The sequence below is a fragment of the Flavobacterium sp. AC105 genome (assembly GCF_979258495.1).
In genome coordinates this window covers 3,320,876-3,344,592 of sequence record NZ_OZ409860.1, presented here as the reverse complement: position 1 = coordinate 3,344,592, position 23,717 = coordinate 3,320,876, and the positions used below count along the sequence as shown (strand labels likewise).

At 35.0% G+C, this 23,717-nt stretch carries 20 protein-coding genes; 15 read left to right on the top strand and 5 right to left on the bottom strand.

Features of this window, described 5'->3' with window-relative positions:
* Positions 1-57 precede the first annotated feature (57 nt).
* Complete coding sequence (locus ACZ0AH_RS13610; protein ID WP_463476339.1) at positions 58-888, top strand: hypothetical protein; 831 nt, start codon at positions 58-60, stop codon at positions 886-888.
* Between the two features lie 227 nt (positions 889-1,115).
* Here ACZ0AH_RS13610 and ACZ0AH_RS13605 read toward each other — a convergent pair whose 3' ends face one another.
* Both ACZ0AH_RS13605 and ACZ0AH_RS13600 read right to left on the bottom strand, forming a co-directional pair.
* The gene (locus tag ACZ0AH_RS13605; RefSeq protein WP_463476338.1) at positions 1,116-1,376 is read right to left on the bottom strand and encodes a SemiSWEET family sugar transporter; all 261 of its coding nucleotides are present in this window, start codon (positions 1,374-1,376) and stop codon (positions 1,116-1,118) included.
* Positions 1,377-1,519: 143 nt separating this feature from the next.
* On the bottom strand, positions 1,520-2,368 hold the full coding sequence (locus ACZ0AH_RS13600; RefSeq protein ID WP_463476337.1) for an SDR family oxidoreductase: 849 nt from the start codon (positions 2,366-2,368) through the stop codon (positions 1,520-1,522).
* Between the two features lie 322 nt (positions 2,369-2,690).
* Between ACZ0AH_RS13600 and ACZ0AH_RS13595 the strand changes: the two genes are divergently transcribed.
* The 6 genes from ACZ0AH_RS13595 (at position 2,691) to ACZ0AH_RS13570 (ending at position 9,446) form a co-directional block, all read left to right on the top strand.
* Entirely contained in the window at positions 2,691-3,905 is a 1,215-nt protein-coding gene (locus ACZ0AH_RS13595; protein ID WP_463476336.1) for a hybrid sensor histidine kinase/response regulator, read from the top strand.
* Positions 3,906-3,920: 15 nt separating this feature from the next.
* Positions 3,921-7,490, top strand: a complete 3,570-nt coding sequence (locus ACZ0AH_RS13590; RefSeq protein WP_463476335.1) for a response regulator — start codon at positions 3,921-3,923, stop codon at positions 7,488-7,490.
* A 189-nt stretch (positions 7,491-7,679) separates the two neighbouring features.
* Complete coding sequence (locus tag ACZ0AH_RS13585) at positions 7,680-8,045, top strand: response regulator (RefSeq protein WP_463476334.1); 366 nt, start codon at positions 7,680-7,682, stop codon at positions 8,043-8,045.
* 18 nt (positions 8,046-8,063) lie between these two features.
* Positions 8,064-8,324: a hypothetical protein gene (locus ACZ0AH_RS13580; protein WP_463476333.1), complete on the top strand. Its 261-nt coding sequence runs from the start codon at positions 8,064-8,066 to the stop codon at positions 8,322-8,324.
* A gap of 1 nt (position 8,325) precedes the next feature.
* Entirely contained in the window at positions 8,326-8,874 is a 549-nt protein-coding gene (locus ACZ0AH_RS13575; RefSeq protein WP_463478112.1) for a CheR family methyltransferase, read from the top strand.
* Positions 8,856-9,446 carry a chemotaxis protein CheB gene (locus ACZ0AH_RS13570; protein ID WP_463476332.1) on the top strand — a complete coding sequence of 197 codons (591 nt, stop codon included), beginning with the start codon at positions 8,856-8,858 and terminating at the stop codon, positions 9,444-9,446. The genes ACZ0AH_RS13575 and ACZ0AH_RS13570 overlap by 19 nt, the downstream gene beginning before the upstream one ends.
* Here the strand turns inward: ACZ0AH_RS13570 and ACZ0AH_RS13565 are convergent.
* A complete protein-coding gene (locus tag ACZ0AH_RS13565; protein WP_463476331.1) occupies positions 9,443-10,216 on the bottom strand; it encodes a porin family protein in 774 nt (257 codons plus the stop codon). The two genes, ACZ0AH_RS13570 and ACZ0AH_RS13565, sit on opposite strands and share 4 nt — an antisense overlap.
* Positions 10,217-10,226: 10 nt before the next feature.
* Entirely contained in the window at positions 10,227-11,348 is a 1,122-nt protein-coding gene (locus tag ACZ0AH_RS13560) for a hypothetical protein (RefSeq protein ID WP_463476330.1), read from the bottom strand.
* 316 nt (positions 11,349-11,664) lie between these two features.
* Here ACZ0AH_RS13560 and ACZ0AH_RS13555 point away from each other — a divergent pair, with 316 nt between their 5' ends.
* From ACZ0AH_RS13555 to ACZ0AH_RS13530, 6 genes are all read left to right on the top strand, one after another.
* Positions 11,665-11,988, top strand: coding sequence for a DUF6660 family protein (locus ACZ0AH_RS13555; RefSeq protein WP_463476329.1), 324 nt, complete (start codon positions 11,665-11,667; stop codon positions 11,986-11,988).
* Positions 11,989-12,085: 97 nt separating this feature from the next.
* Complete coding sequence (locus ACZ0AH_RS13550; protein ID WP_463478111.1) at positions 12,086-15,205, top strand: efflux RND transporter permease subunit; 3,120 nt, start codon at positions 12,086-12,088, stop codon at positions 15,203-15,205.
* Between the two features lie 19 nt (positions 15,206-15,224).
* Positions 15,225-15,380, top strand: coding sequence for a hypothetical protein (locus ACZ0AH_RS13545; RefSeq protein WP_463476328.1), 156 nt, complete (start codon positions 15,225-15,227; stop codon positions 15,378-15,380).
* A complete protein-coding gene (locus ACZ0AH_RS13540; protein ID WP_463476327.1) occupies positions 15,361-16,632 on the top strand; it encodes a TolC family protein in 1,272 nt (423 codons plus the stop codon). Before ACZ0AH_RS13545 ends, ACZ0AH_RS13540 begins: the two co-directional genes overlap by 20 nt.
* A gap of 1 nt (position 16,633) precedes the next feature.
* Positions 16,634-17,863, top strand: a complete 1,230-nt coding sequence (locus tag ACZ0AH_RS13535; RefSeq protein ID WP_463476326.1) for an efflux RND transporter periplasmic adaptor subunit — start codon at positions 16,634-16,636, stop codon at positions 17,861-17,863.
* Between the two features lie 299 nt (positions 17,864-18,162).
* A complete protein-coding gene (locus ACZ0AH_RS13530; protein ID WP_463476325.1) occupies positions 18,163-20,157 on the top strand; it encodes a heavy metal translocating P-type ATPase in 1,995 nt (664 codons plus the stop codon).
* Between the two features lie 73 nt (positions 20,158-20,230).
* Here ACZ0AH_RS13530 and ACZ0AH_RS13525 read toward each other — a convergent pair whose 3' ends face one another.
* A complete protein-coding gene (locus ACZ0AH_RS13525) occupies positions 20,231-20,590 on the bottom strand; it encodes a winged helix-turn-helix transcriptional regulator (RefSeq protein WP_463476324.1) in 360 nt (119 codons plus the stop codon).
* 96 nt (positions 20,591-20,686) lie between these two features.
* Here ACZ0AH_RS13525 and ACZ0AH_RS13520 point away from each other — a divergent pair, with 96 nt between their 5' ends.
* Together ACZ0AH_RS13520 and ACZ0AH_RS13515 are read left to right on the top strand one after the other, a co-directional pair.
* On the top strand, positions 20,687-21,565 hold the full coding sequence (locus tag ACZ0AH_RS13520) for an NmrA family NAD(P)-binding protein (RefSeq protein WP_463476323.1): 879 nt from the start codon (positions 20,687-20,689) through the stop codon (positions 21,563-21,565).
* 160 nt (positions 21,566-21,725) lie between these two features.
* The gene (locus tag ACZ0AH_RS13515) at positions 21,726-23,642 is read left to right on the top strand and encodes a tetratricopeptide repeat protein (protein WP_463476322.1); all 1,917 of its coding nucleotides are present in this window, start codon (positions 21,726-21,728) and stop codon (positions 23,640-23,642) included.
* Positions 23,643-23,717: the final 75 nt, after the last annotated feature.

The window sequence follows — 23,717 nt, the reverse complement described above, 5'->3', positions numbered from 1 at the left end:
GATTGAGTTTTGTACATAAATAAGTACAAACTGCTTTATTTAAAAAACCAGACCAACATGAAAAAACTATACTTAAATACAGGAGGATTTGATACTATTTTTAATGATCTTAAAGATAGCTTTACCGGAGAATTATCTGTTAATAATAATGAATACAATTTGGATATAAAATCAAAATGGGCAAAAGGAAAAATTTCCGGAGTTCGTTTTGAAAAAGAAATGTCATATATGCATTTTGATCTTGTATTTAATCACGATGTAACTTTAAGTATGGAATCTTTTCAGCTTGCGCCTGTGTTTTTCACTTATTGCCAAAAAGGATCTTTAGGACATAGTTTTGGAGCAAATGGCGAAATAAAAACCATTAAGAAAGAACAAGCCGGAATATTAAATAATACATCATCTATAAATAGTGTTTTGTATTTTGAAAGCCATAAACATATTCAGTTTACCTTAATCGGGATGCCAACAACTTCTTTATTGGGAGATGAAAATGCCGATTTAATCCTTCAAATGAGAAAAAGATTCACAAACGATTCCGGAAACTTTATATATGTGGGAGCTCAGAATCCAAGAATTGCACAAAAACTGGACGAATTTACAAAAATACCTCAAAAAGGAATTGTTAGAAATCTGCTTCAAAGAAGTATCTTAAGCAGTGTTTTAGAGTTAGAGATAGCCCAACATAGTTCTGCTTATCTAAAAACCTTTGAGCCAATTTTAAACCTGGCAAACAGACAAATAAACGAATTAAAAAGAATTTCGAATATCAATATCGCAGAAGTATTGCATGTTGCAGGATTAGCCAGCAGAAACTATCTGCCACGTATTTTTAAAGAAAAATACCATTTATCATACAAGCCATATAATCAAAAATTAGCTAGCTAATAAGCATCATATATACTACTTCTACATTCAAAAAAACAGCTTTTACGGGCTGTTTTTTTTATTGTGAAATGTGAAATGTGAAATGTGAAATGGCACGCGGATGACGCGGATTTATGCAGATTTTTTTCCTATGAATTTTGTTGTCTACGTATGTCAGACTGAGCGTAGTCGAAGTCCCGCAACGTATATACGCATTTTATACAACCTCAGAACCGTAAAAAAAAAACTCATTCTTTTTCATAATAAATAATAAAATAAACCATAACCAGGTTCAAAAATAAAGAAACGCTGTTTGTGATTATAATAGGAAGATCGTTTTTTAAAATACCATAAACAATCCAGTTCGCAATTCCAAAAGTCAGGATTCCGAACATTTTAAGCGAAATTTCTTTTACCTTTTTTGTTTTCCAAACCTTATAAATCTGCGGAATTACCGAGATTGTGACGCAAGTTCCGGCAAACAACCCAATATAGTCTGTAAAATTCATAGTTTTTTGGTTTAAGTATGATGATTTTAATCACGCAAAGACGTGAAGGCGCAAAGTTTTTTAAAGTCTAATTCTTTTCGACTCTGCGTCTTTGCGAGATTAAATCTTTACGTAAGAAAAACAGCTTTTAACAAGCATTTATTTTAGCCATTAATCAATTCACCGCCATTTACATGTATAAACTGCCCCGTAATATAACTGCTGTCTTCTGAGGCTAAAAACACATAAGCCGGAGCAACTTCTGATGGCTGGCCTGCTCTTCCCATTGGGTTGTCTTTTCCAAAATCGGATATTTTATCAAAACTTGCTACGATTAACGGTGTCCAGATTGGTCCGGGCGCAACGCCGTTAACCCTGATTTTTCTTTTGGCAAGCATGGTCGAGAGTGATCTCGTAAAACTTACAATTGCACCTTTTGTACTCGAATAATCAACAAGATGCTCACTTCCGCGGTAAGCCGTAACGGAGCTTGTATTGATAATTGTATCGCCTTCTTCTAAAAATGGCAATGCGGCTTTTGTAATATAAAAATAAGGATATATGTTCGTTTCAAAAGTTTTGTGAAGCTGTGGTGTAGTTATTTTTTCAAATTCAGTTTGCGGAAATTGAACAGCGGCATTATTAACCACAATATTTATTTTTTTGAATAAAGTAAGGCATTTTTTTACAGCCGCTTTACAAAACTTCTCATCCTTTAAATCACCGTCGATGATAAGGCATTGTCGGCCTTCTTTCTCAATCAATTCTTTTGTTGTCAATGCGTCTTTGTCTTCTTTAAGATAAACAATCGCAATATTGGCGCCTTCTCTTGCAAAATGAACAGCAACGCTGCGGCCAATACCGCTGTCACCGCCGGTTATAAAAGCTACTTTTCCTAAAAGTTTGCCGCTTCCGGTATAGTTTTCTCTCATAATCTCAGGTTCAGGATTCATTTGATATTCATTGCCGGGAAGATTTTGTTTTTGTTCGGGAAATGTTTTCGTCTTTTTCATGATACTTTAATTTAGAGCAATTAATTTATGAACTAAAATAAGCAACACCTAATGAATATTTTAACTGAAAAAATTTCAAGATTATCCCAATAAAACAGGATATGGTTTTATTTGTGTTTTAAAAGTATTTCAAACTAAACATGGGAATTATGTAACGAATTTAAAACTCGATAAAAGATGTTATTCATTTTTTTTAATAAATTTGGAAGTTTTGTCGGACATTATTTATTATAATGTAAGTAATTAAAAAACAGCAAATTTTTTCTGAATATAATTTTAAATTAAACAATTTTAGTTCATAACGCTTTACCCCCAAGACAGCATGATATTAATTGTAGACGATATAAGAGCAAATATAATTGCCTTAAAAAAGACATTAGAGTTGCACAATATCGATGTAGACACTGCAGAATCTGGTGAAGAAGCCCTGAAGAAAATCCTGAAAACAAACTACTGCCTGATCATCATGGATGTCCAGATGCCGGGTCTGGATGGTTTTGAAGTCGTTAAAATTCTTTCAGGCAATAAACGAACCAAAGACATTCCTGTTATTTTTCTTTCGGCACTTAATATCGAAAAAAAATACATTTTTAAAGGATATGAAACCGGTGCAGTCGAATATATTACAAAACCGGTTGATACGGATTTATTGATTCTGAAAGTAAAAACATTCCTGAAACTTTACGAACAGCAAAACGAATTAAAAGGCATTAAGGAACTTCTTTCAAAAGAAATCAAAATCAGGAAAGAAGCGCAGGATAATCTCGAAATTAAAATCGCCGAAAGAACCAAGGAACTGGTGATGAAGAACGAGGAATTAGAGATGAAAAACCATGAATTACAGCAATTTTCCTGGGTCGTTTCGCATGATTTGAATGAACCAATCCGAAAGATCCAGATCTTTATAAAAATCATCAAAGAGCTTTATTTGGCAAATGATGAAAAAGCTGTCGATTATGTTGACAGAACCATAAAATCAGCAGAAAGAATGCAAACCCTGATTACTGATTTACTGGCATATTCCAGATTATCATCGCAGGTTAAACCAGAAGTTACAGACTTGAATGTGGTTTTGCAAGAAGTGCTTTCTGACTTTGATTATCTTATTGAACGTAAAAACGCCACGATAAAAACCAACGAACTTCCTACGATAGACAGTATTCCGAGTCAATTGCGACAGGTTTTCCAGAATTTGATTGGAAACGCCCTTAAATTCTCCGGAAATACGGATAAACCATTAATCGAAATTACTTCTGAATTAATTTCTGAGAAATCATTTGATAGTCCTGTATCGCCAGACGGAAAATTTTGCCGTATTGAAGTAAAAGATAACGGGATTGGTTTTGATGAAATTTATCTGGACAGGATCTTCATCATCTTTCAGAGTTTAAACGACCGCCAAACCTACGAAGGAACCGGAATTGGATTAGCAATTGCCAAAAAAATCATCGAAAAACATAACGGATTAATCACAGCAAAAAGTCAGGTAGGCAAGGGCGCGAGCTTTATTATTGTACTTCCTTTAAAATACGAATAATTATAATTAAAAAGTATGAAGAATAACTTTAAAAGAAATTTATTAATCAGTTCATTTGTTTCGCTTTTAGTCTTAATGATCAGTTCTGCTGCTTCATTTTTTAGCATCAAAAGTTTATTAGACAGTAATTCGTGGGTTAATCATACTCAGGATGTTATTTATAATTTAAGAGAAGGTTCTTCGATTATTACTGATGCACAAACCAGTATGCGAGGTTATCTGATTACAGGCAATGAAATATTTCTGGATCAATATACAAATGCCGAAGCCGAAGCAAATGTGTATTTTGATAAACTGCAGGAATTAACGATTGATAACCCCATTCAACAAGCTAAACTAAACGAATTAAAGCCAATAAGGTCTAATTTTTTCAAATACCTGAACAATCAGGTCGTTAAAAAACGATTAGGAAAAGATGCCGTAACTTTTGATCTTGAAGAAGGCAAAAAGATGATGGATGAATTGCGCGATCATGTTACAAGTATCGAAAATACCGAAAAAGCACTTTTAAAGGAAAGAAATGCGAATTCTGAGCGTTACGGGACCTACAGTATTATTTTGATTATTGTTGCCTTTATAATTGCATTCATAATTTCGGTTGTCTTTTTGTTCCGAATTTTGAAAGATTTTAACGAGCGTTTATTTCTTCAGAATGAATTGGAGAAAAAAGATCAGGAAACGGCAGAAAGAATTGCAGCAATTAGTTCAATTGCCGTTAATATTGCTAACGGAAATTATGATATCAGAGTTGATGATACAAAATCCGATGCTTTAGGAGCTGTAGGAGAATCGCTCAATAATATGGGCGTTTCCTTAAAAAACTCTTTTGATTTGCTTTCTCAAAAAGAATGGATGCAAAGCGGGGTTGCCAGTCTTAATAATGTAATGCTGGGCGATAAATCACTTCAGAAATTATCGAAAGATGTAATTGAATTTTTATGCCAATATACCAATAGCAGCGCGGGAGTCTTGTATGTTTTAGAAGATGATGATCTTTATGTTTCAGGAGGTTACAGTTATATTCCGAGTAAAAATCGCGAACGCATTCAAAAAGGCGATGGTTTAATAGGCCAGGCGATTACATCAGGAAAATTACTGGAATTAAAAGCTTTAAAACCAGATAATATTCAGATCAATTATGCTTTAGGCGAAATAAAACCAACGCATATTGTAGCTCTTCCTTTAAAAGATAATACGATTCAGGGCGCAGTAGAATTAGCGAGTATTTACGGGTTTTCGGCATTGCATATTGAGTTTTTAAAATTGGTTGCAAACAATATTGGAATCGCAATAAAATCGACTCAAAACAGAAAAAGAGTGATGGAATTGCTGGAAGAAACCAAATCGCAATCAGAAGAACTTCAGGTACAGCACAGCGAATTAGAAGCTATAAATGCAGAATTAGAAGCGCAAACCGAGAAATTACAGGCTTCTGAAGAAGAACTTCGTGTGCAACAGGAAGAATTGGAACAAACCAATGAAGAATTATCGGAAAGAAGTGTTTTATTAGAAGAAAAAAACAACGAAATCCAGAAAAAATCAGAAGCGCTTGAATTAACAACTCGTTATAAATCAGAGTTTTTGGCAAATATGTCGCACGAATTAAGAACACCGCTTAACTCGATTTTGCTTTTAAGCCGATTATTATCTGAAAATAATAACAAAACAATGGTTTCTGAAGAAATTGAATTTGCAAAAGTAATTCAAAGTTCAGGAAATAGTCTGCTTGGATTAATTGATGAAATTTTGGATTTATCTAAAATTGAAGCCGGAAAAATGGAGCTTGAATTTTTAGATGTTTCCACTAAAGAAATCACGGATAATTTATCAGGTTTATTTACTCAGGTTGCAAAAGAAAAAAATATTGGGTTTGAAATTATTGCCAAAGATGCGCCGGTTATTATCAAAACCGATAAAATGCGTTTGGAGCAAATTCTGAAAAACCTGATTTCGAATGCGATTAAATTTACAGATAAAGGTTCTGTAAGTGTAGAAATTAAAATAAATACAGACAATGATAAAATTATCTGTTTTATTGTAAAAGATACCGGAATTGGAATTCCGTTAAAGAAACAGCCTTTGATTTTTGAAGCTTTCCAACAAGCAGACGGTTCAACAAAACGTAAATATGGCGGAACCGGTTTAGGATTATCCATCAGTCGTGAATTAGCAAAATTACTGCGAGGAGAAATTATGCTGAACAGTAAAGAAAATGAAGGAAGTACATTTACGTTATGTCTTCCTGTTTTTGGATCAGCAGCTCAAAAAGTAGAAGTAGAAAAAACACCTCCGTTAGAGATTATAGAAACGGAAGAATCTGAGGAGAAAAATGCTAAAAATAAGTATTTAAGTGCTACAATTCCGGATGAAATAGAAGATGACAGAGATGCTATTCTGCCTGATGATAAAGTAATTTTGATTGTAGAAGACGATATTAATTTTGCAAAATCACTTTTGGCCTTCTCAAGGAAAAAAGGATATAAAGCAATTGTTTCTGTAAGAGGGGATTATGCTTTAAATTATGCTTTAATTTACAAACCAATTGGTGTTTTACTGGATATAGAATTACCAATAAAAAGCGGTTGGGAAGTTTTGGAAGAATTAAAAGGCAATTCTCAAACCAAACATATTCCGGTGCATATTATGTCATCGCATAAATTAAAACAGGAAAGTTTGTTAAAAGGTGCCGTAGATTTCTTAGACAAACCGGTTGCATTTGATAAAATTCCGGATGTGTTTTTAAGAATCGAGCACATCATTAATAAAGAAGCCCAAAAAGTATTGATTATTGAGGATAATCCGAAACATGCAAAAGCATTGGCTTACTTTTTAGAAACTTACAACATTAATTCAGAAATTAAAAGTGAAGTTTCTGATGGTTTACAGGCATTAGGAAAGACTGAAGTAGATTGTGTGATTCTGGATATGGGAATTCCGGATAAGCAAGCCTATCAAATTTTAGATGGCGTAAAGAAAAATCCGGGACTGGAAAACCTGCCGGTTATTGTGTTTACCGGAAAAAGTTTATCGATCAAGGAAGAAGTTAAAATTAAAAAATATGCCGATTCTATTATTGTAAAAACGGCACATTCTTATCAAAGAATGCTGGATGAGGTTTCGCTTTTCCTTCATTTAGTTGAAGATAAAAAAGAAGGAAATGGTAAAAAGGAAAGCCATAAAAAGCTAAATTTACTAAATAATATCCTGCATGAAAAAAAGGTGCTGATTGTAGACGACGATGTTCGAAACATTTATTCGCTGACAAAAGCGCTGGAAGTTTTTAAAATGAACGTTATTACCGCTTTTGATGGTAAAGAAGCCATAAAAATTTTGAATGAAAATCCGGATACTGATGTGGTTTTATTAGACATGATGATGCCAAATATGGACGGTTACGAAACAGCCGAAAAAATTCGTAGTTTTCCTAAATTCCTAAACCTGCCGCTTATTGCCGTAACAGCAAAAGCAATGACAGGCGACAGAGAAAAATGCATCAAAGCCGGAGCTTCGGATTATATTACAAAACCGGTCGATATTGATCAGTTATTATCGTTATTGCGAGTTTGGCTTTACGATAAAATATAAATAATATAGCCATTAATTTTACTAATTTGCACGAATCAATTATCGATTCAGGATCAAATTAGTGAAATTAGTGGCAAAAAAATTTGGGTTATAATAGTAAAATAGAGCAAAGATTTTAAGATTATGCAGGAAAAATTGTTTTAATCTTTAAAATCTGCGGAAAAAATAAATAAAAAAATGTTGGGGAACATGACTAAAAAAAGACTCTTAATTATTGATGATGATTCTAGAAATATTTTTGCTTTAGAAAACACTTTACGTGCCAGATCATTCGATTGTTTGTCTTGCTTAAGTGCAGAAGAAGCTTTAAAATTATTAGATTCTGATGCGCATTTTGATGCTGTTTTGATCGATATGATGATGCCTGAAATGGATGGTTATGATGCAATACCTTTAATAAAAGCGCTTCCTGGAAGAAGATCGACTTTTGTTGTTGCAGTAACAGCTCAGGCAATGACAGGTGATAAAGAAAAATGTTTAGAGGCCGGGGCAGATTCGTATATTTCGAAACCGGTTGATGTAGATAAATTATTGCATATTTTGAGTGAAATCTGAGTGAAATCTGAGTGAATTATGATTGAAGATATTGAACTGGAAACGCTTATAAATGATGTTTACGAATATTATGGCTTTGACTTTAGCAGTTATTCCAGGGCGTCGCTAAAAAGACGTGTTGACAGGTTATTTCATTTAGATGGATTTAAACATTTTCATGAATTTCTTTCAAAAGTTCGATACGACCCGGAATATTATAAAAGAATGGTCGACGAAATTACGGTTAATGTGACCGAGATGTTTCGACGATCCGGGATTTTATGCCGTCGTCAGAAATGAAATTTTACCATTACTGGGAACAAAACCTTTCATACGATTATGGCACGCAGGCTGTTCGACGGGAGAAGAGGTTTATTCTATGGCAATTATGCTAAAAGAAGCCGGTTTGCTGCATAAATCCTTAATTTATGCTACAGACATAAATGCTACCGTTTTGGAAACCGCTAAAAAAGGAATTTTCCCCTTGCGGATGATGAAAGAATACTCTGAAAATTATCGTGATGCAGGCGGACAAGAAGATTTTTCATCGTATTATATTGCCAATTACGGCATTGCAAAATTCAACGAAGAACTGGCCGAAAAAATGGTTTTCTCTCAGCATAATTTAGTTTCAGATACCTCTTTCAATGAATTTGATCTTATTTTATGCCGCAATGTTTTAATTTATTTTGATAATAATCTCCAAAAAAGAGTCATTAATTTATTTGATGAAAGTTTGGCTGTTTTTGGCTTTTTGGCATTAGGAACAAAAGAAACCATAAAATATTCAGTTGCTCCAAATACATACAAACAATTGGATAAAGAAAAGATATGGAGGAAGATAAAATAATATTGGGCTGCAAAGTAGTTATTATTGGCGGATCTGCAGGAAGTTTAAATGCTTTGATGCTTATATTGCCGGAATTACCGCCGTTGAAAGATTTTGCAATCGTAATTGTATTACACAGAAAAAGTACAGACGATCAGACTTTAGAAGATCTTATTAATTTAAAATCAAGTATTCCGGTAAAGCCGCTTGAAGATAAAGTTCCGCTTGTACACGGATTTATTTATATTGCGCCATCCAATTATCATTTATTATTTGAGAAAAATGAAATACTGGCTTTAGATACTTCAGAGAAAATAAATTATAGCCGTCCCAGTATCGACGTTGCTTTCGAGTCTGCAGCAGAAGTTTACGGACCCGCTTTGGTTGGTATTTTGTTATCAGGATCAAACGCAGACGGAACACAAGGTTTAAAAGCAATTCAGGCCGCCGGAGGAACGATTGTAGTTCAAAGTCCACATTCTGCCGAAATGCCTTTTATGCCCAATAATGCTATTTTAAACACCACTCCTGATTATATTTTGAATACAAACGAAATATTAAGACTGCTCGTTTTTATTAACAGTAAGCGTTAATTTTTAGGTTTAGGCGCTTCGTCTGCCGGAAGAACAATTTTATTTAATTCGGCTTCTTTTTCTGCCCTTCTTTGCGCTGCTTTTCCTTTTCCTATTGGTATTCCCGCCGTTATGTACAAAGATCTGTTGTATACATTAGGTCCGTCACCTTTCATTACGGGAACCAATCCGTAATAATATTGAACTGTAATATTCAAACCATTGCCAACGTTCATATGATAACCTGTGCCAAGTGCAATACCGGCATCAATAACACGTATTTCATCGCGGATATTCTTTTTATAAACCACATCATCATCATTTATTTCATTCTTAAACTGATCAAAAGCGCTGGCGAGTAAACCAAATTGCGGTCCAGTTTTTATATAAATCCTATTTTTAAACTGATATTTAATCAAAATAGGAACATTAAAATACCTGATTTCGCGGTTTACGCTTCCTCCGGCAAAAGTATTATCCAGATTGGCATCGTCTAAAGAATAAAGAGGAATTCCGTGCGCACCCATAGGCGATTTTACAATTACACCCGTATTAATCATCCACGCCGGATTTTTTTTTGACCGAATATCAAAATAAAACCCAAGATTAAACCCCGGATTTGTTCCGGAAGAATCCAGGTTAGAAATCGTCGATAAATTAATTCCGCCTTCTAAACCAAATTCCAAAAAAGGAGAATTCAGTTTATCGCCAAAAATAAGGGAAATTAAAACTTGCGAATGTCCAGAAGCCATGCTAAATAAAGCGATAAATACTAATAAACCTTTTTTCATATAATTGGGTTTAAAGTCCAAAACGATACTGAAGACCACCTAAAACTTGTGTACGACTGCCTAGAAAACCAACTTCTGCACGAAACATAAAATGTTTATTGTATTGAAATTGAGTTCCTATAAGGAAGTTCCACATATCTTTTGGCGCTTTTTGAAGCGAATATTGCACAGATGAATTATCTGCAGTACTCAAAGCACCATCTAAAGTCGTTAAAAAAGTGCCTGCTTTTTCTAATGCGCGATCTGCCGTATTATGTTTGGCTGCATTTACAGGATTTGCTTGTTGTGCAGGCGTTAAACCATTCCACCAATTGTCTACTTTTGTTTGGTTTTCAGATACTTTCGCCAATCCGTCATCTACTTTTGTTTGTGCATTGGTTAAATCAAAAATATCAGATAAAGGAATATTTCCATTTGTATCTCCTGAAATATGAACCCTGAAAGCACCAACCCAAAGCGCTATATTTTGTTCCGGTTTGTGAAATTTGAAAGATTTACCCAGCCTTGGTCCAAAAATATACGAGAAAGCAGGTTTATCAAGAGAACTAATATCGGTCCAGGACATATTCATATCAAGAGCAAACCAACCGCCGCCAATTCCAATTGTAGGCGTCATCCCAAATCCAAATGTTGTAGCGTTAAAATTTGCTTTTGTGCTAAAACTCGCTACTTGAGACCAATTATTCTCAGCGTCAGGAACCCAGATTCCGGCATTGATTTTAGTAGCCGTATTTGCTTTTCCAAAAATTCCGTAGATATTCAAAAACGGCAGCAGCCATATATCCGGTCTGATCGTTAATGCACCCGCTTCGACAGAAGATTTATCAAAACGAACAATTTCATCCAGATTGTATAATGGGCCATTATTAAATCCTACTTCTAAGTCTTTTATTGTAATTTGAGAATCCTGCCAGAAGTAATTTATTGAAAGTCCTGCAGAATAAGGAAGATTATACCCTCTTTGGGCTACTTTTTCTCCCCAGATTGGCAGGGAATATGGATATTTTTCGATTTTAAGACTGTCTTTTAGCTGTTCATTTTTTTTACCAACTATTTTATCGGTGTAAACCTGTCCAAAAATTTGCATGCTAAAGAATAATAACGAGGCTGATATTAGTGTATTACATTTCATTGATTTGTAGTTTTATAAAATTAATTAATAGACTGCGTAAAATAAATATGTACTAATGTGTGTATTCTTAAGAATTTAGGCTTATAGCTTGTTTTTCAGTATATTGGATTTAAAATGGTATTGTGGCTTGTTTTTGTAGATATGTTAATTATTGTTAAAGTTAAATAAATTTTCTTACGATTTATACTTTTTTTTAAGAAAGTACAATTTTAAATAAAAAATAATACCGTCTAATTTCTTACAAGTTTAGGCATATTAGCTGCATCATTTTCAAACAATTGAGTTTTGTAAAAAAAATAAATAGTACTTTTACGATGTGAAATGGATCACCATAATATTATCACTTTATCTAATAGCGCTTTCATCGATGCCTTGTGCGGATATGGAAGTAAATAGTGTTGCCCATAAAACAGCTCAGTTTTCATCAGAAACAAATCATTCGCATGATAAAGACAACGATTTATGTTCTCCGTTTTGTGTTTGCAATTGCTGCGGCGCTCAGGTTTTAAGCTATCAATCTTCTGTAAGTATTGATTTTCCTGTAAGTTTCGCTATCATTTCGACACCTTTACACAATTATAATTCCGTTTTTGCTTCCAATTTCTACGGAAGTATTTGGCAGCCGCCACAAATAGCATAATGATGCCCGATTAGATTCGGGTTAGAGAGTTGTGGATTTTCCACAGTATTAAATAGGCAAAATTTTGCCCGATTTCTCACATCATTATACCATTCAAATGTTAGATAAAATTATACAGTTTAGTATAAGGAATAAGTTCGTTATACTACTATTTACCCTTGTATTAATTGCCTGGGGAAGCTATTCGCTTAAAAAATTACCATTAGATGCCTTGCCGGATGTCACTAATAATCAGGTGCAGATCATTACAACCGCACCAACATTGGCAAGTCAGGAAATCGAACAATTAATTACATATCCATTAGAACAAGCCGTAAAAACCGTTCCCGATATTATAGAACTTCGCAGTATTTCGCGTTTTGGATTATCAGTCGTAACCGTTGTTTTTGAAGACAATGTTGATATTTATTGGGCAAGGGAACAAATATTTCAGCGTTTAAAACAAGCCGAAGAAAACATTCCCGATTATGCCGGATCGCCAGAATTAGCACCAATTACGACAGGTTTAGGCGAGATTTACCAATATGATGTTTATGCCAAAAAAGGCTACGAAAACAAATACGACGCCATAAAACTAAGAACCATTCAGGATTGGATTATTATTCCGCAATTGCAGGGAATAAAAGGCGTTGCGGAAATAAGTACGTGGGGCGGAAAACTGAAACAATACGAAATTGCCGTAAACCCAAATACGCTGAATAGTTTAGGCGTAACAATCACCGAAATCTTTGATGCTTTAGAAAAAAACAATCAAAATACAGGTGGCGCTTATATAGAAAAAGATCAATATGCCTATTTTATTCGCGGTGTTGGAATGGCAAAAGACACCAAAGATTTAGGAAATGTAGTCGTTAAAAACCGAAATGGTTCTCCCGTTTTAGTCCGTGATGTTGCTGAGGTTCGCGAAGGAGTTGCCTTGCGTTACGGAGCTTCAACAAAAGACGGAAAAGGCGAAATTGTTTCCGGTTTGGTTTTGATGCTCAAAGGCGAAAATTCCAGCGCTGTCGTAAACAGAATTCACGAAAGAATGATTCAGATTAATAAAAGTCTGCCCGAAGGCGTTGTTGCCGAAGCTTTTATTGACAGAGGAAAACTGGTCGATAATGCCATCGGGACAGTGACAAAAAACTTACTCGAAGGCGCGCTAATTGTCATTTTTGTCTTGATTTTATTTCTGGGGAATCTTCGTGCGGGTTTAATCGTAGCTTCGGTAATTCCGCTCGCAATGCTTTTTGCGGTTATCCTGATGAATGTCTTTGGCGTAAGCGGAAATTTAATGAGTTTAGGTGCGATAGATTTCGGAATTATCGTAGACGGAGCCGTAATTATTGTCGAAGCCACGATGCATCATTTGCAGCAACTTAAACGTAAAAAAGAATTATCGCAAACCGAAATGGATGTTGAAGTTTATAATTCGGCATCAAAAATAAGGAATAGCGCTGCCTTTGGCGAAATCATTATTTTGATTGTCTATTTGCCAATCCTCGCACTAATTGGTACCGAAGGAAAAATGTTTAAACCAATGGCCATGACAGTTGGTTTTGCCGTAATTGGCGCATTTGTACTTTCGCTGACTTACGTGCCCATGATGAGCGCTTTGTTTTTATCTAAAAATACCCAACATACAGAAAATTTCAGTGACAGAATGATGCTGAAATTCCAAAATTGGTATACGCCGTTTTTAAACAAAGCGCTGCAATTTAAAAAAGTAGTTTTAGGAATCGCTTTAGGATTATTTGCACTTGCACTGATTATTTTTCAGAATATGGGCGGCGAATTTATCCCCACAATCGAAGAAGGCGATTTGGCAATAAATGCTACTATTATGACCGGAAGTTCGCTTACGCAGATGGTAGAAACGACAACGAAATACGAGAAAATTTTAAAAGAAAAGTTTCCGGAAATCAAAGTCATAGTTTCGAAAATAGGAAGCGGAGAAATTCCCACAGATCCAATGCCTATTGAAAGTGCCGATTTGATTATTGTTTTGAAAGACAAAAAAGAATGGAAAGGAAAATACCATAATTGGGAAGATTTGGCCAATGCCATGAAAGAAGAAATGGAAGTAATTCCGGGTGCTAATATTGAAATTTCGCAGCCCATTCAAATGCGTTTTAACGAATTAATGACAGGAAGCAGAAGCGATATTGCCATTAAAATATTCGGAGATGATTTGGAAATTCTCGATGCAAAAGCCGCCGAGTTAATTTCGAAAATTAAAAATATAGAAGGAATCGCCGACTTAAAAGCGGATAAAATAACCGGATTGCCTCAAATTACGATCAAATACGATTACAATAAAATTGCCTTGTACGGATTGAATATTTCTGATATTAATCGCATAATCCGTTCGTCATTTGCCGGAGAAAGTGCCGGAAAAATCTACGAAGAAAGCAAAAGATTTGATGTCGTCGTGCGAATGAATCAGAACAATCGCGCCGATATTACAGATGTCAGCAATTTGTTTATTCCGTTGCCAAACGGTCAGCAAGTGCCGCTTTCGCAAGTTGCCACAGTCGATTATGAGCAAGGTCCGGTACAAGTAAGCCGTGAAGACGGAAAACGAAGAATCACTATTGGATTAAACGTTCGCGGGCGCGATATTAAAACCGTTGTCGAGGAAATTCAGCAAAAACTCGATAAAAGCTATAAACTTCCCGCAGGTTATTATGTTACATACGGCGGTCAGTTTGAGAATTTAATCGAAGCCACAAAACGGCTTTCGGTTGCATTGCCAATCGCTTTAGGATTAATATTGGTGTTGCTTTATTTTACTTTTAAAAGTTTCAGACAGGCAGGTTTAATTTTTACCGCAATTCCGTTATCGGCAATTGGCGGTGTTTTTGCGCTTTCATTACGCGGAATGCCTTTTAGTATTTCGGCAGGAATTGGTTTTATCGCCTTATTCGGAATCGCTGTTTTAAACGGAATCGTGTTGATTTCGTATTTCAATCAGTTAAAATCAGAAGGGATGCTCGATCCTTTACAAAGAGTTTTAATAGGAACAAAAACCAGATTACGTCCCGTTTTAATGACTGCCGCCGTAGCTTCTTTAGGATTTTTGCCAATGGCATTATCAACCAGCGGAGGAGCAGAGGTTCAGAAACCTTTAGCAACCGTTGTTATTGGAGGTCTCGTTTCGGCAACTTTATTGACGTTGATCGTTTTGCCAATTTTGTATTTGATGTTAGAGAAGTTTAACCGCAATACTAATTAGATAATTAGATAATTAGATAATGAGAAAATTAGAAAACAACTACTTTAAGCAAAATGATTTTTCTCGCAGATTTGCAGATTTAGGAGATTTTTTTATTCGTTTTCTATTAAATCTGCTTAATCTGCTTAATCTGCGAGAAACAAAAAATTTAAAAGATGAAAAATTTAAAATATAAAAACAGAAAAGAAATCTTGCACTCGACAATTATCACAATTGCAAAAAAAGATTGCTCCCGATGGCTATTGGGATTGCGGTTAATTGCATTTCTATTAGCAAGCATTTACTCGCAAGCGCAAGAAAAAATTAGTCTTGAAAAAGCAATAGAACTTGCAAAATCAAACAATATCGATTTAAAAATTGCCGATAAAGAAATCGAAAAACAAACCGTTCTAAAAAAGACCGCTTTCCAGACAGAACCGCTTCAGGTGCAATATCAGGGCGGACAATTTAATAGTGCCGATTTTGATCATAATGTTTCCATTCAGCAGTTTTTCCCGATAGGAAATATTACGAAAGCAAACAGACAATTGCAGGAAGAATTAGTAAAACTGGCCGAAAAACGAAAAGCTTTATCTTCTTACGAAATAGAAAAAGCGGTAACGCTGGCATATTATCAGTATTTGTATGGCGTTTCGATTCAGAAATTAAACTCGGAATTAAATGATATTTATACCAAATTCCTGAAGAATGCAGAATTGCGTTTTCAAACCGGAGAAAGCGGAAACATTGAAGTTATTAGCGCTAAAGCGAAAGTAAAAGAGATTGAAACCCAAAAAGCGCAATTAGAATATGATTTGGCGATTTACCAAAGACAGCTTCAATATTTTGTTCAAACGGATGAAAATATTATTCCCGACGAAAAAACGGCTTTACAATATTCAATTCTGAAAGAAGAAAATTCGAAAGTAGAAATTTTAGTGACAGATTATTACCAACAGCAAATTTCGGTTTACCAAAAAGAAGCCAATACCTTTAAAGCGATGCGAACGCCAAAATTAGGATTGGGTTATTTTGCCCAAACCATTAATACCGAAGGCTTATATCAGGGATTTACGGCAGGATTACAGATTCCGTTGTTTGGCGGCGTAAATTCGGCGAAAGCCAAAGCTTCAGAAATCAGTATTTCGCAATCGCAATTGGCTTTGGATAAAAGTAAAATTATATTCAATTTACAAAAAGAAGAATTGCGGAATAACTTCGAAAAACAGCAAAAAGCACTTGATTATTATCAAAATGAAGGTTTGCAATATGCGGATCAAATTATCAATACAGCTCAAAAAAGCTACGAAAACGGCGATATGAGTTATTGGTCGTATATCAGTTTTCTGAATCAGGCAATTGATATCAAAAAACAATATACAGAAGCAACCCACAGCTTTAATCAAAGCGCCATTGAACTTCAATTTCCAACCCTCAAAAACAATTAAAATGAAAGTATATTTAACCGCAAAGTTCGCAAAGTTTTTATCGCAAAGTTCGCAAAGAAGATTAGCTTATAGCTTACTGCTTATAGCCTGTAGCGGAATATTAATTTCCTGCAATGAAAAGAAAACGGAAGAACCGGAAGAAGAAAAATCGCAAACTGAAGTAGCTTTAACAGAATCTCAATACAAAACGATCGGAATTGAAACGGGATTTGTTGAAGACAGAAACCTGAACAAAGTCATAAAAGCGAATGGCTACACAACAGTTCCGCCACAAAATTCTGCAGAAGTTTCGACTTTGATAGGAGGAACGGTGAAGGATATTTTTGTTTTGGAAGGGACTTTTGTCAACAAAGGAAAAGTTTTGGCAACCATTCAAAACCTTGAAGTCATTGAAATGCAGGAAGATTATCATTCGGCTGCAGCCAATATCGAATACCTGCAATTAGAATACAACCGTCAGAAAACACTGAGTGACGAAAATGTAAATCCGAGGAAAATTTTTCAGGAAGTAAAATCAAAATTAGCGGCAGAAAAAGCACGGGCTCAGGCAGCAAAAAATAAATTAGAAGCCTTGCATATTAGTACAAAAGGAAGTACTTCGTTAGTGCCAATCGTGGCGCCAATTAGCGGTTATGTTGGGAAAATCAGTATTGCAAAAGGTGCATTTGCGCAAACCGGAGTTTCGTTGTTTGAAGTGGTTGACAATAGTCAGATGCATTTGGATTTGAATGTGTATGAAAAAGATTTAGGCTCAATTTCCATCGGACAGGTAATTGATTTTGTATTAACCAATCAATCCAATAAATCGATAAAAGGGAAAATTTTCGGAATCAATAAATCTTTTTCTAACGAAAGTAAAACCGTTGCCGTTCACGCTAAAATTGAACCTTCAGACGCAAAGGGATTAATTCCGGGAATGTATGTTTCGGCAAATATCAACATCACAAATGCCACCGTTCCGGCTTTGCCAAAAGATGCCGTAGTAAGAAATGGGGATAAATATTTTGTGTATATCGAAGAAGAAGCACATGAAGAAAAGAAAGAAGCAGCACAAAAAGAAGAACATAACGAAGTCCATTTTAAAGCCATTGAAGTGATTCCCGGAACAACAGATTTAGGTTTTACCGAAGTTAAATTTGTTGATGAAGTTCCTGCTAATGCCAAAATTGTTACAAAAGGCGCTTTTTATTTGCTTTCGGCGATGAAAGGCGGTGGGGAACATGAGCACTAAAAATTTTGTTTCAGGTTTTATTTGTTTCAGGTTTGTTTAACCGCAAAGTTCGCAAGTAACGCAACCTGAAACCTGAAACAAAGAAAACTAAAATAAAACTTTGTGTCTTTGCAACTTTGCGTGATTAAATAAAAACAATTGTTACAATTTATGTAACTTTAGATAGTAATTTCAGGAGTGATAATTCGCAATCTTTGTCATTTGAAATGACAATGCTTTGTGTAAAAAACATTACGGACAAAGGGTGAAACCTGAAACTTGAAACAAATAAAACAAAATAAAAAACTTGAAACTTTCCTATGGAACATCAACATATAGAAGAAAAAATAATCAAAAAGAAAATCAATCAATCCGGTTGCTGTTCAGCGCATGAAGATCATGCCCATTCTTCAGATGACGACCACGATCACGATCACAGCCATAACGTTGAGGGAAGTATGTTTCAGATGTTTTTGCCCGCGATAATATCCTTCGTTTTATTGCTTATCGGGATTGGTTTTGACAACTATTTTCCGCAAACCTGGTTTTCGGGTTATGTTAGGATTGCGTGGTATAGTATTGCCTATTTGCCGGTTGGAATCCCGGTTTTGAAAGAAGCATATGAAAGCATTATAAAAGGCGATGTTTTCTCCGAATTTTTTCTGATGTGCATTGCTACAATTGGCGCTTTTGCAATTGGCGAATTTCCTGAAGGCGTTGCGGTTATGTTGTTTTACACGATTGGCGAAACATTTCAGGGATTGGCGGTAAGCAAAGCAAAATCGAACATTAAAAGCTTACTGGATCAAAGACCCGATGAAGTAAATGTTTTAGAGCATAATGTTGCCACAAAAGTAAAAGCATCCGAAGTACAAATAGGATCGATAATTCAGCTTAAAGCGGGAGAAAAACTAGGATTAGACGGCGAATTATTATCAGATTCGGCTTCGTTTAATACTGCTGCACTTACAGGCGAAAGCAAACCGGATACGAAAGTAAAAGGAGAAACTGTTTTGGCCGGAATGATTAACGGAAACACAATTGCTTTAGTAAAAGTAACCACGGCTTATAAAGACAGTAAATTGTCTAAAATTCTGGAAATGGTTCAAAATGCTACCGCTCAAAAAGCGCCGGCAGAACTTTTTATCCGGAAATTTGCGAAGATTTATACACCAATTGTCGTGTATTTGGCGATTGCGATTTGTTTGCTTCCAATGCTTTTTGTTGACCATTATGTTTTTAACGATTGGTTGTACCGCGCTTTGGTTTTTCTGGTTATTTCATGTCCTTGTGCTTTGGTTATCAGTATTCCGTTAGGGTATTTTGGCGGAATTGGCGCTGCAAGTAAAAACGGAATCCTGTTTAAAGGCAGTAATTTTCTGGATAGTATTGCGAATATTCAGAATGTGGTAATGGATAAAACCGGAACCATGACCGAAGGTGTTTTTAAAGTTCAGGAAGTTACTATTAAGGATGATTTTAATAAAGAAGAAATCCTGAAATACGTTAATGCTTTAGAAGGAAAAAGTACACATCCCGTTGCGACGGCGATTCATAATCATGTTGGACAAATTGATGCCACAATTGAATTGAAAAACATAGAGGAAATCGCAGGTCATGGTTTAAAAGCAGCAATCAACGGAAAAGAATTGCATGTTGGTAATTTCAAATTGCTGGATAAATTCAGCATTAAATATGATATCGATCCAAATTCGGTAGTTTACACTACAATTGCTATTGCATACGATAAAAAATTCGCAGGATATTTAACGATTGCCGATGAAATTAAAGAAGATGCTCAACTGGCTGTAAATAAGTTAAAAGCTTTGGGCGTAAAAACCACAATGCTTAGCGGTGATAAAAGTAATGTAGTACAATTTGTTGCTGATAAATTAGGGATTAAAAATGCTTTTGGAGATTTATTACCAGAAGATAAAGTCAATAAACTAAACGAAATTAAAGCAAAAAACGAAACCGTAGCTTTTGTTGGCGATGGCGTAAACGATGCTCCGGTTGTAGCGTTAAGCACCGTAGGTATTGCGATGGGAGGTTTAGGAAGCGATGCCACAATCGAAACTGCCGATATTGTCATTCAGGATGATAAACCAAGCAAAATCCCTATGGCGATTAATATTGGCAAACAAACCAGAAAAATTGTCTGGCAGAATATTACGCTGGCTTTTGTTGTAAAAGCTTTTGTTCTGGTTCTTGGCGCTGGCGGACTTGCTACAATGTGGGAAGCTGTTTTTGCCGATGTTGGCGTAGCTTTATTAGCAATATTAAACGCAGTCCGAATTCAGAAAATGAAGTTTTAGATAGAAGAAAAATAAAACCCGAAAAGAGAATTTTCGGTTTTTTTTATGTCGTTTTCTAACTGAAATATTCCCATTAAAATAATCCATCTTTTTCTTTAAAAGCCCATGTTGCCATGGCTTCAATAACAGGCATTAAACCTTTTCCTGAATCAGTTAATGTATACGTTACAAACGGCGGAACAACTGGTTTTGCTTCTCGAATAACAAGATTATCGGCTTCTAATTGTTTCAAATGCTGAATCAGCATTTTTTCGGTTATTGCCGGAATTGCCCTTTTTAATTCGCTGTAGCGTTTACTGCCATGCGAAAGGTGGTGGATAATAATGGGTTTCCAATAACCGCCAATTTTTTCCATTACATACGTTACAGGGCACGTATCTAAGGCGTATTGCTTATTTTCCTGAATTGTCGATGATTCTTTAATTGCTGTCATAATACATACTTTAGGGTAAGTACTTGTATAAAAGTAAGTACAAATATACCTTTGTTTCAGTAATATAAAAACAATTAATTAATAAAATCAATCGATATGAAAATTACAATTTCAGGTTCTTTAGGGAACATAGGAAAACCATTAGTTAAAAACTTAGTTGCTTCAGGACATCATGTTACCGTTATAAGCAGCAATTCAGATAAAGTTCAGGAAATCGAAAATCTGGGTGCAAAAGCTGCGATAGGTTCTGTAAGCGATGCTGCTTTTTTAGCAAATGCATTTACAGCAGCTGACGCTATTTTTGCTATGACTCCGCCAAATTTGGGAGGTTCGAATGTTATCTCAAACACAATCGAAGCAGGAAATGCTTTTGCAAAAGCAATCGAAACAGCAGGAGTAAAGCGTGTCGTAATGTTAAGCAGTATTGGCGCAGATTTGCCTGATGGAAATGGGCCAATTAAGGGAATTTATCACATTGAAAACATATATGATAAGCTGGAAAATGTATCCGTTACTTTTCTTCGTGCGGGATTCTTTTATACCAATTTTTATAATGATGTGCCCATGATTAAAGGTGCAGGAATTCTGGGAAGCAATTATCCGGCCAATGCCAAGATGCCGCTCGTTCATCCTGCAGATATTGCTGCTGCTGCAGCTGAGGAATTACAAAAAACGCCAACAGGAAAAAATATCCGTTATATTGTGAGTGATGTAAAAACTCCGGGTGAAATTGCCAAAATTTTAGGTGCTGCAATTGATAAACCAGAATTACCGTGGGTAGAATTTACAGATGAACAAGCTTTGGGCGGTATGGCGCAAGCCGGAATACCAGACGAAATAGCAAAATTATATGCCGAAATGGGAGCAGGTTTGAGAAGCGGAAAAATTCCGGAAGATTTCTTCAAAAATGAGCATACTGTTGATGGAAAAACTAAGCTGGAAGATTTTGCAAAAGAATACGCTAATCAGTTTTAATTTGTTTTAATATGTTGTAAAAAAGAGCTGGTTTTAAAATCAGCTCTTTTTTTTTGGCTGATATTTCGTTTTTTCCTTCGATTAAAATCATCATTTATAGTGATATCTCTCCTTTTTCTATCTTCTAAATTTGGCCTTTATTAGGAAATAGAAAAAGTAAATGAAAAAGTATCGTTCGTATCAAAAAGTAGAACCTGTTTATTTTAGCGGAGAAATATTTTTCCCTATTGGATTATTGTTTGTTGCCGCTCTCATTAGTTATGGTTTATTGTACTTTTCAGGCATTGGGTTTGCGCTATTTTTTAATGCTGCAATTGCCTGGTGTGGCTGTTTTTACTTCTATTATTATGGAAAATCAAGTTCCAGTATAACTTTCGAATTCCTGATGGGATTTATCACAACATTGGCCATTTTACTGTTTGTAGATTACGGCGTTTACGCTTTGGTTAAATATCAGGAAACCGGCGAATTTAATAAACTGTATTTTTTAATTTGGCTGATAATTTTGTTAGGAAGTCCAATTGCGTATTATGTGCATTATTTTGGATCTTATTATTACTCCAGAAAACATCTGGCAGATACTTATTTTAAAGCTTCTTTTAGCGTTTATCATGACAGGGAACTGCTGACTTATATTGATTCAATTGCTTTTAAAAATGCTTCTAAAAGTCTTATTTCGGATATAAAACTAGAAAATGATATTTGTTTTTATTCTGATGAAGAACTGGCAGAAATGGATCTCACATCAAAATATTACCATTTGCAGAAATCGGTTTTTTCGAGCTTAATCAATATTCCGTTTGGTACAAATGAGTTCGAAATGGCTTGGTATTCGATTGTTGAAAATCAATATTATCGAATAAATGTGCCTTTTCCTTCTGATAAAATAGAACTGGAAGAAGAAAAATATCCGTCGAACGAATCTAAAAGCCTGAGAGGTAAAAAAGCAAAACGAATGTATTTGCATTTGTACCAAAACGGAGGTTTTAAATTGTACAATGAAGATGTTGTTTTATTGGATTATCCCACAACTATTCCGACCGAAATTAGTATGGAAAACCAAAAAGCAAAGATTGACAAACATCGTAATTCACACCGATATTACAGTACAGAAGAAAATTTTTCTGAGTTAATTGAAAAAATAAAAACGGCAGAAAATATTCAGGAACGTTTTGAACTTGAGAATAAATTGGTTTTCTGGAATCTTAATTTTTCAGGTTTAGACGAACGTAATTTTATTGAAATCACCGACACTTCTTTTAAAAATTACAGAATCGAAAAGGATATTGCAGCGGTTTCTGACTTAAGATATCTTCCCAGAAAAATAACTTTTGTTTACAGAGGATCTTATTTATTTCCGTGGCTGACTTTGTATATTGATGTCCAAAAATTGAATCGGATTATTGATAGAAATATATCTGGTGAAGAAATTGCTGTTTTGTTTTCGCTCGATTTCAAAAATGTTTCCGAAAAGGAATTGGTATTTTCTCTGGTGATAAACGATCAGGAAATAATTTTTACAGATTGGGAAATTGATATAAATGAGCGCCATAAAAAAGATATGGACGAAGAACAAGTGGATAAATGGGAAGATGATGAAAAACGAAGAATCTTAAAAGAAGCCTGGGATTTTGTATTTAATAAAGACTACAAATCAGCACAAAAAAACTGCGATCTTTTATTGGCAAAAGATCCTAAATATGGTTTTACTTATTTTCTCGAAGCGCGTTTATTGTGGTACACAAAAGGTTTTGAAGCTTGTTATGCCAAAAGAGATTATTTTATAGAGAAAACGCAGCATGAACCTTTGGCTTTGGCTCATATTTATAATAGTTTTGGATGCATTTTGGACCTCGAACTTCGTTATGAAGAATCCCTGCCTTATTTTGAAAAAGCAATTGCCATAAACCCTAAAGAACCTGCTTATACCAGTAATCTTGCCGAAATGTATTATAAACTGCGAGATCCGGCAAAAGCAATTAAAGAAGCCAAAAAAGCCCTGAAAATGGGTTATGAATCTGCAATTGTAACCGAAATTTTGAATAATAAAGGAAAAATTGATTTAATAAATCATTGATTTTTAAGCAACTTATTAAACCCGACAGGTTTTTATGCGCAACTATCTTTGTCAAAGTTTTAAACTTTGACAAAG

What these genes read in the sequence shown, in the direction of transcription:
- ACZ0AH_RS13605 (WP_463476338.1), bottom strand. Translation starts at nt 1,376, where the DNA reads ATGAATTTTACAGACTATATTGGGTTGTTTGCCGGAACTTGCGTCACA.
- ACZ0AH_RS13565 (WP_463476331.1), bottom strand. Translation starts at nt 10,216, where the DNA reads ATGAAAAAAGGTTTATTAGTATTTATCGCTTTATTTAGCATGGCTTCT.
- ACZ0AH_RS13580 (WP_463476333.1), top strand. Translation starts at nt 8,064, where the DNA reads ATGATTGAAGATATTGAACTGGAAACGCTTATAAATGATGTTTACGAA.
- ACZ0AH_RS13530 (WP_463476325.1), top strand. Translation starts at nt 18,163, where the DNA reads ATGGAACATCAACATATAGAAGAAAAAATAATCAAAAAGAAAATCAAT.
- ACZ0AH_RS13595 (WP_463476336.1), top strand. Translation starts at nt 2,691, where the DNA reads ATGATATTAATTGTAGACGATATAAGAGCAAATATAATTGCCTTAAAA.
- ACZ0AH_RS13560 (WP_463476330.1), bottom strand. Translation starts at nt 11,348, where the DNA reads ATGAAATGTAATACACTAATATCAGCCTCGTTATTATTCTTTAGCATG.
- ACZ0AH_RS13535 (WP_463476326.1), top strand. Translation starts at nt 16,634, where the DNA reads ATGAAAGTATATTTAACCGCAAAGTTCGCAAAGTTTTTATCGCAAAGT.
- ACZ0AH_RS13540 (WP_463476327.1), top strand. Translation starts at nt 15,361, where the DNA reads ATGAAAAATTTAAAATATAAAAACAGAAAAGAAATCTTGCACTCGACA.
- ACZ0AH_RS13520 (WP_463476323.1), top strand. Translation starts at nt 20,687, where the DNA reads ATGAAAATTACAATTTCAGGTTCTTTAGGGAACATAGGAAAACCATTA.
- ACZ0AH_RS13585 (WP_463476334.1), top strand. Translation starts at nt 7,680, where the DNA reads ATGACTAAAAAAAGACTCTTAATTATTGATGATGATTCTAGAAATATT.
- ACZ0AH_RS13525 (WP_463476324.1), bottom strand. Translation starts at nt 20,590, where the DNA reads ATGACAGCAATTAAAGAATCATCGACAATTCAGGAAAATAAGCAATAC.
- ACZ0AH_RS13590 (WP_463476335.1), top strand. Translation starts at nt 3,921, where the DNA reads ATGAAGAATAACTTTAAAAGAAATTTATTAATCAGTTCATTTGTTTCG.
- ACZ0AH_RS13600 (WP_463476337.1), bottom strand. Translation starts at nt 2,368, where the DNA reads ATGAAAAAGACGAAAACATTTCCCGAACAAAAACAAAATCTTCCCGGC.
- ACZ0AH_RS13610 (WP_463476339.1), top strand. Translation starts at nt 58, where the DNA reads ATGAAAAAACTATACTTAAATACAGGAGGATTTGATACTATTTTTAAT.
- ACZ0AH_RS13550 (WP_463478111.1), top strand. Translation starts at nt 12,086, where the DNA reads ATGTTAGATAAAATTATACAGTTTAGTATAAGGAATAAGTTCGTTATA.
- ACZ0AH_RS13570 (WP_463476332.1), top strand. Translation starts at nt 8,856, where the DNA reads ATGGAGGAAGATAAAATAATATTGGGCTGCAAAGTAGTTATTATTGGC.
- ACZ0AH_RS13515 (WP_463476322.1), top strand. Translation starts at nt 21,726, where the DNA reads ATGAAAAAGTATCGTTCGTATCAAAAAGTAGAACCTGTTTATTTTAGC.
- ACZ0AH_RS13545 (WP_463476328.1), top strand. Translation starts at nt 15,225, where the DNA reads ATGAGAAAATTAGAAAACAACTACTTTAAGCAAAATGATTTTTCTCGC.